Source organism: Microcystis sp. M_QC_C_20170808_M9Col (assembly GCF_007095495.1).
In the GTDB taxonomy this organism is placed as follows: Bacteria; Cyanobacteriota; Cyanobacteriia; order Cyanobacteriales; family Microcystaceae; genus Microcystis; species Microcystis aeruginosa.
Genome location: NZ_SFBZ01000305.1, coordinates 1 through 11,380 on the forward strand (window position 1 = coordinate 1; position 11,380 = coordinate 11,380).

Here is an 11,380-nt window from a genome sequence, read left to right on the forward strand (position 1 = left end):
GGTAAAATCCCTGAACTTTTTCCCTGAAAATTAGGTAATTGACCAGATGAAAATCGCTAAAACCCCACACCCTACACCCCACACCCCACACCCTGCCCCCAGGAAAACCTTTTTCAGCAGACCCTATCTAGACATCGGGCGAAGTTTCCAGAAAACCACGGCTACATCTAGATTTTAGTCTATGATGACAATAGATTTGCTCAATGGCAAGAGCAAATAACGATTGGGAAGTTTGATAATTTTTCTTGATTGTACTTAACTAAAAAGGTCGGCTAAGTAGGTAGGCGTTAAAAGTTGTCAGATGCCCCCCTTATTAAGGGGGGATTAAAGGGGGGACTAAGGGGGGATCGGCACCCCCCTTATCAAGGGGGGCAGGGGGGATCGAACCTAAAATCCATTTTTAATTTAATTATAACCAGCTACTTAACACCGGAAAGAAATATTAACCAATCCTCTAGATATAGACAAACAGAATACGATCTAAATTGAGCGAGCCAGTAATGCTATGATCAAAAATTAATTATCTTGAGATGGTAATTTGTGTGATGTTACCTTTTTTACTACCCATTGCCCAAACTCCTCCTATTGTAGAAATAATTCGACCGGTGCAGGTGCGTCCTTTACCGAATCAACTAGATCAAGTTCCCGTTTTTAATAGTAATAGTCCCGAATTATTGCTAGGAGAAGGGATTTTGCTTTCGACTTTTCCCCCCCAAGAGAAAAGTTTTCCCTCGGCCCATTTAAATTATGCTTTTCAGGGACGCTTTGATATTTTTGCCCACCATATAGCGAGGGGGAGTTTTCCCGATAATTTACGCAGCCTTTATCTGGGTATATTACTCCACAATCCTAGTTCTCATCCCGTGACCGTTAAAATTCTGCAAGGGGCCAGTTATTTGAGTCAACCGGATGCAGCTTTTATCGATTTACCTGCACAAGTGGAAAATAATCAGGGGACGGTTTTTGCTGGGCCGGGAAGTCGGGTAATGGGGGATATTTTAATGGGGCAGCGTCAGGATATTTTTCCCGATAGGATTATTATTCCGGCGGGGGAGAGTTTTATGGTCTTAAATGCGGCGATTCCCGTGCGCGATTTGACTCCCCCTTTAAACGGTAGGTCCACTTATCTCCGTCTGGAAAGTGACGGTCTTCTCTACGCTGCTAGTTTAGCTCTTTATGCACCCCTAGATGAAAATGGACAGGAAAGACCACCAAATCTTACAGAGTGGCAAAATTTGCTAGAAAAAGGCGATTTATCGACTCCGCGGGATCGAGCGCCCACTCCTCCCCATAGTCAAGGACAGATAATTTATGGACGGGTAGCGGGGGTGTCCCAAGGTTCAGCTTGGCCAGCCCGATTGGTCGATCGAGCTTCTTTATGGTTAAATATTCCTGATTCTGGTCAATCTATAGCCTATGGGATTAGCACCCTACCCGGGGGCAAACTGGGAACGGAACAAAATCAAAGTGCTAGTATGTTAGTTCGCTATCCCGATACGGCCTATCAAGCTCATGGTAATTACGGTGTGGAATATAGGTTAAGTTTACCTCTATTTAATCGAAGTAATGAGGCAAAAACGGTGACTATTGCGCTAGAAACACCGATTAAAGAGGATATCATTGGGCAGGGTTTGCGTTTTCTCGATCCGGCTGCCCCACAAGTGTTTTTTCGGGGAACAGTAGCCGTCAATTATAGCGATGACCAGGGACAGGCACAAAGCAGATTTTTCCATCTCGTCCAAAGACGCGGACAAGAGGGGCAACCTTTAGTGACTCTGACTATTCCTCCCGGGGATTGGCATATAGTACAGGTAAATTTTTTATATCCACCAGATGCGACTCCTCCGCAGGTTTTAACGATTAAGACCGAGTAGAACAAGTTTAAAATTGGCCGTTAACGATCGCAATATTCCATTGACCGTCTTGGTTGGTTTCAAAGGCAATTTGGCGACCATCACCGCTAATGGTGGGATTACGGACGCTTCCCCGCAGGTTAGCGGTTAACAGGGTTGCACGGGACCGGGAACGATCATAAACCATGACATCACTTTTACCGCGTTCGCTGGAGATATAGGCAATTAAACGACCGTCAGCATTCAGAGATGGCTGATCTTGGCTAGAATCGCCACGATTTAGGTTAGGAAGATTAACTAAGCGCTTTTCTTGCAGATCGAATAAATATATACTACGACGACCGGAGCGATCGGAAGCGAAGGCTAAATAGCGACCATCAGCACTATAACTGGGGAATTGATCGGGAGCAAAACTATTTAAACCACCGGCGGGAACTTGAGGAGTAATCAAAAGAGGAGAATTACAGCCACTTATCCCCGATAACAGCCCAAAAGAGGCCAAAAATCGCCCCAGCCAGACAAAAAAATTTTTTTCTTTCATCTTGACTTTTGACCCCAAATGTGCTAGTAACTTTCTTCCTTGCCGACGGTTTTGAGGGTAAGTAGTTGATTGCCTTGACTGAGACTATCGGCGATCGCTTCTCGAATCGGCAGGTCAATAGTGGTTTCAGCGAGGATTTCTTGGGCTTTTTGCCGCAAATCTGCCCCAGTATCGGCATCTACTTGGTCTAGATCGAGTAATTCCTGCGATAGCTGTTCGATCGAATTCGGGTTAGTCATAGCTCAGGCTCCCAACAAGCTTAATTACAATCCCATGGTAAAGAGGATCCCTCTCTACCATGGGATTTTTTGGCTTTAATTCAGGATTGATCCCAATCCAACTTTAAAAACCCAGTTATCAATTGTTTCCCCTCTCCCCACTTCCCTCAAAAAAATTTTCCCAGAGGTGCTTGACATAACCCTAATGATGAAGTTACAATCAGAAATGTGGCAAAAATGGGATTGTAGTTCAATTGGTTAGAGCACCGCCCTGTCACGGCGGAAGTTGCGGGTTCGAGCCCCGTCAATCCCGTAGAAATCTAGATTAGAGTCGCCCAGGGCCAGTAAACCTGTGGGCAGTAGGGTAAATAAACACGATCCTACTGCCTAGATTGGTTCTAATTTACCGATAAACCGGCATTAGCTTGAATATAATCGGGTAATTCAATCTTTACCGGTTGTACCCGCCAGATTTCCTCGCAGTATTCCCGAATCGAGCGATCGCTAGAGAATTTTCCCATGCGGGCCACATTAAGAATCGCTAAACGACTCCAATGTTCTTGATCTTTATAAGCGTGACCGACTCCTTCCTGACAATCGATATAGGACTGATAATCAGCCAGTAACATATAGGGATCATTGTAGATAAGATTATCCACAAGCGGGCGGAATAAACTACTATCACCCCGGCTAAAAAATCCCGAACCAATGAGGTCTAATACTGCCCGCAATTCTTCGTTATGGTAATAGTATTCTTGGGGATTATAACCGGCGGCTTTCTTAGCATAAACCTCCTCGGTTGTCAAGCCAAAAAGAAAGAAATTTTCCGCCCCCACCTGTTCACGAATTTCGATATTTGCCCCATCGAGAGTGCCGATAGTTAAGGCCCCATTCATAGAGAATTTCATATTACCGGTTCCCGAAGCTTCTTTCCCTGCGGTGGAAATTTGTTCAGACAAGTCTGCAGCCGGATAAACCCGTTGACCGAAGGTGACATTATAATCGGGTAGGAAAACCACTTTTAAACGTCCTCCAATCGTCGGATCATTGTCGATAACTTCCGCCACAGAATTAATCAATTTAATGATTAATTTCGCCATAAAATAACCCGGGGCTGCCTTACCACCAAAAATAAAGGTGCGTGGGGTAATATCGAGATTGGGGTTATTTTTGAGACGATGATAGAGAGTAACGATGTGTAAAACGTTGAGGTGTTGTCGTTTATATTCATGAATGCGTTTTACCTGCACATCAAAGAGGGTACTAGGATCAACTTTAATGCCGACTTTTTTAGCGATATAATTGGCTAAATCTGCCTTAATATCGTATTTAATTCGTCGCCAATAGTCCCGAAACCCCCCATCATCGACATAGTTTTCTAAACCGCGTAAATCCTCCAGATGCTTAATCCAATTTTCGCCGATTTTTTCTGTAATCGCAAAAGTCAAGCGGGGATTACTAGAAACTATCCAGCGCCGGGGAGTAACTCCATTGGTTTTGTTGCTAAACTTTTCGGGGAAGAGTTCATAGAAATCGCGCAGAACATCTTTTTTCAGTAATTCTGTATGGAGGGCTGCCACCCCATTAATTGCCTGGGAACCCACACAGGCAAGGTGAGCCATACGGACGTATTTTTCGCCGCTTTCATCGATTATAGATAAACGGGACATTTTGCCGTCATCATGGGGATAAATAATGCGAATTTTATCCAAGAAACGATGGTTAATCTCATAGATAATTTCCATTAATCGCGGTAAAAGACGACCAAAAATACTCAAAGGCCATTTTTCTAAAGCTTCTGGCAAAAGAGTATGATTGGTATAGGCGAAGGTATTTTGAGTGATAAACCAAGCTTTATCCCAATCGAAATGATGCACATCAATTAACAAGCGCATTAACTCAGCTACCCCGACGGAAGGGTGAGTATCATTCAATTGTACTGACCATTTTTGATGAAAATTATCGAGACTGGGGTTTTCATGTAAGTGAATACGAATCAGATCCTGTAGGGAACAGGAAACAAAGAAATATTGCTGTTCTAAACGCAGTTCTTTGCCTTGAATTGGTTCATCGTTAGGATAGAGAACTTTACTGATATTTTCCGAGTGAACTTTATTATCCACCGCACCATAATAATCGCCGCGATTAAAGCGACCAAAATCAAAAGATTCACAAGCTTCTGATTTCCAGAGACGCATGGTATTAGCGGTGTTAACTCGATAGCCGAGAATTGGGGTATCGTAGGGAATTCCTTTGACTACATAATCGGGAATCCAATGACTGCGATAATTACCATTTTCGTCGGTATAGGATTCGGTATAACCGCCAAATTTTACCTCTACCGATGATTCCGGTCGGGCAATTTCCCAGGGATTTCCATACTGTAACCACTTATCGGTTATTTCTACCTGCCAACCGTCGTGGATTTCTTGATCAAAGATACCAAATTCGTAGCGAATACCGTAACCAATAGCTGGAATTTCTAGGGTAGAAAGGGAATCGAGATAACAGGCAGCTAAACGACCTAAACCACCATTTCCTAACCCCGGTTCTTCTTCTTGGGCAATTAATTCTTCTAGTTTTAATCCCGATTCGCTGACAGCTTTCTGGACCTGTTCGTAGATACCGAGATTAATTAAATTATTAGCTAAATGGGGACCGACTAAAAATTCGGCCGAGAGATAACAAACGGTTCTGACATCTTTTTTTAGATAGGTTTGTTGGGTGGTTAACCAACGCTGCAATAAACGATCGCGGATGGTATAAGCTAGGGCCATGTAAAGATCGTTTTTGCTGGCTAATTCCGGTAATTTACCTTGAATATAGAGTAAATTATCCCTTAAAGCCCGTCGGATAGTTTCTGTGTCTAATCCTGTTCTATCATCTTCGATGATAATCGGACAAACAAAAGTTGACTCTGGAGATGGATTCATAGGAGCATTTTTACTGAAGATTGGCTGCTCTTAGTCTAAAATAAACCGACCCCAAATTGTATCAAGAAAAGCTTAAATCTTGACTAAGATTAAGGTATAGTAATAATAAAGTTAAGGTGATTAAATGTCAGTTACCGATAGGAAGCGAAAATAGGGGAAAGTCTGAGCAATGCGTGCTTTTGTGACGGGTGGAACGGGTTTTATCGGGGCGAATTTAGTGCGATTGCTTTTAGTTGAAGGCTACCAAGTGCGCGTCCTCGTCCGTACCCACAGTAATCTCAGAAATTTGTGGGGTTTAGACGTGGAAATTGTCCGGGGTGATTTAAATGATGAGAACTTATTTAAATTAATGGTCGGATGCGAAGTTCTCTTTCATGTAGCGGCGCACTATTCTCTCTGGCAAAAGGATAGACATCAACTCTACCAAAACAATGTTTTAGGCACAAGAAATGTTCTAGAATCGGCGCATTTAGCGGGAATTGCCAGAATAGTTTATACCAGTTCCGTGGCCGCCATTGGAGTGGGTAAAAAGGGTGAAAGTGTCGATGAAACTTATCAAAGTCCCGCCCATCAATTAGTGGGTTATTATAAAAAATCGAAGTATTGGGCAGAACAGGAGGCATTCAAAGCAGTACAAAGAGGACAGGATATCGTTATAGTTAATCCTAGTACGCCCATAGGAGCATTTGATATCAAGCCTACACCCACCAGCGACATTATTCTCCGTTTTTTGCGGCGAAAAATGCCCGCTTATGTGAATACGGGATTAAATCTAATTGATGTGCGCGATGTGGCCTGGGGACATTTATTAGCTTTAGAAAAGGGCAGAACTGGCGAAAGATATATTTTAGGTCATCAAAACACTTCTTTAAAAACTTTGTTGACAGAATTAGCCGAAATTACCAGCATAAATGCCCCGAAAATTGTTTTACCTTTTTGGATTCCTTTACTAATAGCTTGGTTAGATGAAAAAGTTCTTCCTGTCCTCGGAAAATCCCCCTCTATACCCCTTGATGGCGTGAAAATGTCAAAACAGTCCATGTACTACGATTCCTCGAAGGCAGTGCAAGAACTAGGCTTACCCCAATCGCCGATTAGACAAGCTTTAGCCGATGCCATCGATTGGTTTCAAACCAATGGAGACATTACTTATTAACACTGAGTAGGAAAGGAAAAAGATGGTCTCAATTGTGCTTAGATATTTATCTATTTTTGCGCCCTTAATAATTCATCTAGGAAAACCTGTTCTTGCTAAAATAACTCCAATTTTAAGCGCAATCATCCCCCCAAGAACACTGCCCAACCAGTAAATTAAACCGAAAGTCACGTTTCCCTGCTCTAAAAACTTGTTGACCTCCAAACTATAGGTGGAAAAAGTTGTATAGGAACCACAAAAACCCGTGGCAATCATCAATCCTAATTCTGGGGCAATTATGCGAATATTTTCCCTAACCATAGTAAAGATATAGGCAATAACTAAACAGCCAGAAACATTAACAAAAAATGTTCCTAAAAATCCCCATTCTTGACCGAAAATACTGTCAATTAATTCTCCGATATAAAAACGACTCAAAGCCCCAAAAATAGCCCCAATCGCCACGAATAAACCATAACGTCCCCTGAAAAAATCCATGCTGTCTGTCCTGCCCTTAAATAGTCAATAAATTGGAGAATTAAGTAGCTAGTTATAATTAAATTAAAAATGGATTTTAGGTTCGATCCCCCCTGCCCCCCTTAATAAGGGGGGTGCCGATAGGCGGGGGGATCTGATAGTTTTTAACGCCTACCTACTTAACCTAGAAAAAATTGGGCAATAGCTGCCCCGATTCTCACGGCAATCAATCCGAAAATGATACTAGCAACGGCAAAAAAAAGACTGAGAAAATTTTGCTGATTGCGCCAGAGGATCAGGATATCTAAACTATAGGTAGAAAAGGTGGTATAAGCTCCTAAAAATCCCGTTCTCACCATTAAATCTAGTTGGTGGGAATAAAAGGAAAAACTGGGTAAAATAGCCAAAAAGAAACCGATAGCTAGACAGCCAGTTAAATTAATAATAAAAGTTCCATAGGGAAAGCGCAAGCCGAATTTTGCTTTTGTCCATTCGGTAATGTGATAACGAGATAACGCCCCCGGAACCGCTCCTGCTACAATTGCGAAAACATCGTTCAAATCTGACATTGTCTCTAATTTTTTTGCTATCTTTGCCTAGGCTCTATGATAATTGATGCGGTTATCGATCGCATGACCCATATTTTCAGGGGTGTTATTGTCGAGGACAACCCTCTGATTTTAAAATAGAGGTATGAAAATTCAACCGCGTAAACGTTTTGGACAACATTGGTTAAAAGATGAATCGATACTCGATCGCATCATCAGCGCCGCTAATTTACAATCAGAGGATCGGGTATTAGAAATCGGACCGGGTACAGGCATTTTAACCCGTCGTCTTCTCGATGGCGCTCGATTGGTTGTCGCTGTAGAAATCGATCGAGATCTATGGACAATTTTAAATAAAAAATTTGGCCAACAAGATAACTTTCATCTCATACCAGGCGACTTTCTTGCCCTTAAACCCGAGCAACTGCCGCCGGTTAATAAAGTAGTGGCTAATATTCCCTATAATATCACCGGTCCGATCCTCGAAAAGCTGCTCGGTTCGATCGCCCATCCCTTCACCCCCCCTTACCAGAGTATTACCCTCTTAGTCCAGAAAGAAGTCGCCGAAAGATTAGTCGCTGTCCCCTCCACCAAAGCTTACAGCGCTTTGAGCGTCCGCATTCAATACCTTGCCGATTGTCAATGGATTTGTGATGTCCCCCGGCGGGCCTTTTCCCCACCTCCCCGGGTGGATTCGGCGGTAATTCAGCTTTTACCCCGTGTTTTGCCGAATAATGTCAGTAATCCAGCCTTTTTGTCCACTTTAATTAGCTGGGGTTTTGCCAACCGGCGCAAAATGTTACGCAATAATCTAAAAAATTGTCTGGATAGCGATCGATTAAGCCAAATCCTGACACAATTAGAAATTAATCCCCTCGCTCGCGCCGAAGATCTCAGTTTATCGCAATGGATTGACTTGGCGGAAAAATTAGGTCAATTGCCAAAATTTTAGATTTTTTTCCTTGACAAATGCACAGTTATACCCTTCTAGCCCCCGCTAAAATTAATTTATATCTAGAAATCGTTGGCGATCGCCCTGATGGTTTCCACGAGTTAGTGATGGTGATGCAGACGGTGGCATTATGCGATCGCATCACTCTCCGGCCGAACGGATTGCAGGAATTCCGTCTCTTTTGCCATCATCCCCTCGTCCCCCAAGATAGCAGTAATCTCGCCCATCGCGCCGCCACTTTGATGGCGAGGGAATTCCCCCGCATCTTTGCCAATTACGGCGGCATCGATATCAGCATCGACAAATATATTCCCGTGGCTGCCGGTTTAGCGGGGGGGTCCACCAACGCGGCGGCGGTGTTAGTCGGCATCGATTTAATCTGGGAATTAGGCTTAACCCGTCCGGAATTAGAAACTTTAGCGGCAAGATTGGGCTCCGATACTTCCTTTTGTGTGACAGGAGGAACGGTTATCTGTACGGGAAGGGGAGAAATTCTCGATCCGATCGCTCCTCTAACCGGATTATGGGTGATTTTAGCCAAATACGATCATTTATCCGTTTCTACACCCTGGGCCTACCAAAGCTATCGGCAAAAATTTCAAGATACCTATCTGTCTTCTCCAGAGGAATTTCATCACCGTCGTCAGCAGGTGAGTTCTGGGGCTTTGGTACAAGCGATCGCCCAGAAAAAAACGGCCGCTATCGGCAAATTTATCCACAATGACCTCGAAAAGGTGGTTTTACCCGAATTTCCCCTCGTAGCCGAGTTAAGACAGGTTCTGGGCGATTTAGGCGGCTTGGGAACGATGATGTCAGGCTCTGGCCCGACGGTTTTTACTCTCTGTTCATCTCAGGAAGTGGCGGAAACTATTGTTAAAGAGGCCCGGGAAATTCTCGTCGCTCCCGATCTACAATTTTGGATAGCCCCAATCACCGATACAGGCATTCAAGTGACTTGAAAAAATGATAATTAACCTCTTGTAAAAATCAAAAATTGTTGTTAGGGTTAGGAGTCAGTAGCCAGTAGTCAGTAGTCAGGAGAATTAAGAATGAATGATAATCAGTTAAATGGTCTATTTACAGATTTTATGCGATTTAATCCTTATTTTTGACGTTTTTGAACCCTCAAAAATTAATTATGCAAGAGGTTTCATTAACCGCCTTCACCAAGATAACCAAACTCGCGGAATAATTGCCTCTCGATCGCTCATTTCTCGCCTTAAAATTTGCCAAACCTGCTGAAACCATTGTCGCACTTCACCGCTAGAATTACCCCGATAACGACACAAAAGACCATCTCCTAAAGTGCTAGTAACTCCCATCTCCCCTTCTAGGGAAAAATCTCTCACTTTCTCGATTAAATTTCTGCCCACCGGTTGACCGATATAAACTAAAGTACCGATCATGGCGCTATCATTTAAACCAGAAAATCCCTCGATCATTTTACCACCCAACAGGAAGGAGCGATCGAGCCATAAAGGTTGTCCCGATCGCCAAATTTCCCAATTAGAATGCCATTCTCCCGCTAAAAATTTCTCGCCTCGCGCACTACGACCAAAACGGGTAATTTCCCATCCCAACCAACTGCTATTTTCCCCTAAATCCACTCGTAAATGTTGGCGAAATGCTGCACCATTAAAGATAATTGTTTCTTGGGGTAGCCATTCTAACCCGGCATTATCATCGATTTTAATCTCGATTAATTGCTGGGCCATCTGACCGTTACTCTGGTAAACTTTTCCAGCAGAAGCAGTGGTAATCAGGGCATTGGTAGCGGCTTGTAGATGAATTTTTTGTTGAAGAACATCACCCCCAACTATTCCCCCCGCCGTGTGTAAAATCACCGTATGACAAAGGTTTTTTCCTTCGGGATAAAAAGGTCTTTGTACTTTTAAAGGGGCGGTAGCATAGACGTGATTAATCTGGGTTGCGAGATTTTTTTGCTTGTAAATTAGTTCTAGGTTTCCCTGCCACATTATTGATCCTCGGTCATGGTTTCTAGAAATTGCCGATAATTTTCGGGACTGAGATTAATTTTAACTTCTATTTGCTGTTCTTTATCCCTGATCAGTAAAATATATTCACTTTCCGCTTTTTTGCCGACTAGGAGAGGATTTTTTAGCTCGAATTTTTGATAAACCAGATGGGGTTTCGTCACCCGAATAACTAAACTAGCTTGGGATTGAGGATAAATGTCTAATTGCTCCCGTTCCCGATCTAAAATTAATTGTTTAGGTGTCATGCTTCTTTCGTCAGCAAAAGTAGATTTATGCCAATAGAGGGTAATCCCCCGAATTTGAGGCATTTGGATGCTAAATTTTTCATCAAAACCTTGCCGCTCCCAATTAATATCTTCCAGAGAGCCAGTATCGGGAATTAAACGCTGTTGCCAGAAGACTTCCTTAAGATTTAAATCTTGCCACCATTGGCTAATAATTTGGAAATTCTCCAGATTATCGGGATGGGGATTGGCACTTTGCCAGAGGAGAGGAGTAAGCATTTTGGGGGAATTTTTGGGCTGGGAAAATCAGGTTAATAGTTTTCGCTGGAGTTAAGGGATCATTAATCTCAATTATCATCGATTCTTGAGCTGCCGATCGGGCTATGATATTAACTCTCGATCGCATTTTTATTTTATCCTAAATTATCGAGGGAAAAACTGCTAAAAGTGGTCTTCATCTGCGATCGCCAGCCACCAGCCCAGAAAACTGAGGGAAGATCAG

11 protein-coding genes and 1 tRNA gene are annotated in these 11,380 nt (G+C 43.0%); 5 read left to right on the forward strand and 7 right to left on the reverse strand.

Annotation, left to right across the window (positions count from 1 at the left end; translation table 11 throughout):
* Positions 1 to 530: 530 nt before the first annotated feature.
* The gene (locus EWV68_RS19265) at positions 531 to 1,874 is read left to right on the forward strand and encodes a DUF3370 domain-containing protein (RefSeq protein WP_287170749.1); all 1,344 of its coding nucleotides are present in this window, start codon (positions 531 to 533) and stop codon (positions 1,872 to 1,874) included.
* A 7-nt stretch (positions 1,875 to 1,881) separates the two neighbouring features.
* On the opposite strand, the gene EWV68_RS19270 is transcribed toward EWV68_RS19265, so the two are convergent.
* Positions 1,882 to 2,394, reverse strand: coding sequence for a TolB family protein (locus tag EWV68_RS19270; RefSeq protein WP_002761577.1), 513 nt, complete (start codon positions 2,392 to 2,394; stop codon positions 1,882 to 1,884).
* A 23-nt stretch (positions 2,395 to 2,417) separates the two neighbouring features.
* A complete protein-coding gene (locus tag EWV68_RS19275) occupies positions 2,418 to 2,633 on the reverse strand; it encodes a hypothetical protein (protein ID WP_002761575.1) in 216 nt (71 codons plus the stop codon).
* Positions 2,634 to 2,851: 218 nt separating this feature from the next.
* Here EWV68_RS19275 and EWV68_RS19280 point away from each other — a divergent pair.
* Positions 2,852 to 2,925: transfer RNA gene (locus tag EWV68_RS19280), tRNA-Asp, on the forward strand.
* Between the two features lie 85 nt (positions 2,926 to 3,010).
* Here the strand turns inward: EWV68_RS19280 and EWV68_RS19285 are convergent.
* Positions 3,011 to 5,545, reverse strand: coding sequence for a glycogen/starch/alpha-glucan phosphorylase (locus EWV68_RS19285; RefSeq protein ID WP_287170750.1), 2,535 nt, complete (start codon positions 5,543 to 5,545; stop codon positions 3,011 to 3,013).
* A gap of 169 nt (positions 5,546 to 5,714) precedes the next feature.
* On the opposite strand from EWV68_RS19285, the gene hpnA reads away from it, so the two are divergent.
* Positions 5,715 to 6,701, forward strand: a complete 987-nt coding sequence (gene hpnA / locus EWV68_RS19290; RefSeq protein WP_287170751.1) for a hopanoid-associated sugar epimerase — start codon at positions 5,715 to 5,717, stop codon at positions 6,699 to 6,701.
* Positions 6,702 to 6,773: 72 nt separating this feature from the next.
* Here hpnA and crcB (EWV68_RS19295) read toward each other — a convergent pair whose 3' ends face one another.
* On the reverse strand, positions 6,774 to 7,178 hold the full coding sequence (crcB, locus tag EWV68_RS19295) for a fluoride efflux transporter CrcB (protein ID WP_061431703.1): 405 nt from the start codon (positions 7,176 to 7,178) through the stop codon (positions 6,774 to 6,776).
* Between the two features lie 158 nt (positions 7,179 to 7,336).
* On the reverse strand, positions 7,337 to 7,726 hold the full coding sequence (gene crcB, locus EWV68_RS19300; RefSeq protein ID WP_287170752.1) for a fluoride efflux transporter CrcB: 390 nt from the start codon (positions 7,724 to 7,726) through the stop codon (positions 7,337 to 7,339).
* 124 nt (positions 7,727 to 7,850) lie between these two features.
* Here crcB (EWV68_RS19300) and rsmA point away from each other — a divergent pair, with 124 nt between their 5' ends.
* Entirely contained in the window at positions 7,851 to 8,657 is an 807-nt protein-coding gene (gene rsmA, locus EWV68_RS19305) for a 16S rRNA (adenine(1518)-N(6)/adenine(1519)-N(6))-dimethyltransferase RsmA (protein WP_061431701.1), read from the forward strand.
* Positions 8,658 to 8,674: 17 nt separating this feature from the next.
* Positions 8,675 to 9,616, forward strand: a complete 942-nt coding sequence (ispE, locus tag EWV68_RS19310; RefSeq protein WP_287170753.1) for a 4-(cytidine 5'-diphospho)-2-C-methyl-D-erythritol kinase — start codon at positions 8,675 to 8,677, stop codon at positions 9,614 to 9,616.
* A gap of 204 nt (positions 9,617 to 9,820) precedes the next feature.
* On the opposite strand, the gene EWV68_RS19315 is transcribed toward ispE, so the two are convergent.
* Positions 9,821 to 10,633 carry an urease accessory protein UreD gene (locus EWV68_RS19315; RefSeq protein ID WP_287170754.1) on the reverse strand — a complete coding sequence of 271 codons (813 nt, stop codon included), beginning with the start codon at positions 10,631 to 10,633 and terminating at the stop codon, positions 9,821 to 9,823.
* Positions 10,633 to 11,157 carry a hypothetical protein gene (locus EWV68_RS19320; RefSeq protein WP_061431698.1) on the reverse strand — a complete coding sequence of 175 codons (525 nt, stop codon included), beginning with the start codon at positions 11,155 to 11,157 and terminating at the stop codon, positions 10,633 to 10,635. The genes EWV68_RS19315 and EWV68_RS19320 overlap by 1 nt, the downstream gene beginning before the upstream one ends.
* Positions 11,158 to 11,380: the final 223 nt, after the last annotated feature.

What these genes read in the sequence shown, in the direction of transcription:
- EWV68_RS19315 (WP_287170754.1), bottom strand. Translation starts at nt 10,633, where the DNA reads ATGTGGCAGGGAAACCTAGAACTAATTTACAAGCAAAAAAATCTCGCA.
- hpnA (WP_287170751.1), top strand. Translation starts at nt 5,715, where the DNA reads ATGCGTGCTTTTGTGACGGGTGGAACGGGTTTTATCGGGGCGAATTTA.
- EWV68_RS19275 (WP_002761575.1), bottom strand. Translation starts at nt 2,633, where the DNA reads ATGACTAACCCGAATTCGATCGAACAGCTATCGCAGGAATTACTCGAT.
- EWV68_RS19265 (WP_287170749.1), top strand. Translation starts at nt 531, where the DNA reads ATGGTAATTTGTGTGATGTTACCTTTTTTACTACCCATTGCCCAAACT.
- crcB (WP_061431703.1), bottom strand. Translation starts at nt 7,178, where the DNA reads ATGGATTTTTTCAGGGGACGTTATGGTTTATTCGTGGCGATTGGGGCT.
- EWV68_RS19285 (WP_287170750.1), bottom strand. Translation starts at nt 5,545, where the DNA reads ATGAATCCATCTCCAGAGTCAACTTTTGTTTGTCCGATTATCATCGAA.
- ispE (WP_287170753.1), top strand. Translation starts at nt 8,675, where the DNA reads ATGCACAGTTATACCCTTCTAGCCCCCGCTAAAATTAATTTATATCTA.
- EWV68_RS19270 (WP_002761577.1), bottom strand. Translation starts at nt 2,394, where the DNA reads ATGAAAGAAAAAAATTTTTTTGTCTGGCTGGGGCGATTTTTGGCCTCT.
- crcB (WP_287170752.1), bottom strand. Translation starts at nt 7,726, where the DNA reads ATGTCAGATTTGAACGATGTTTTCGCAATTGTAGCAGGAGCGGTTCCG.
- rsmA (WP_061431701.1), top strand. Translation starts at nt 7,851, where the DNA reads ATGAAAATTCAACCGCGTAAACGTTTTGGACAACATTGGTTAAAAGAT.
- EWV68_RS19320 (WP_061431698.1), bottom strand. Translation starts at nt 11,157, where the DNA reads ATGCTTACTCCTCTCCTCTGGCAAAGTGCCAATCCCCATCCCGATAAT.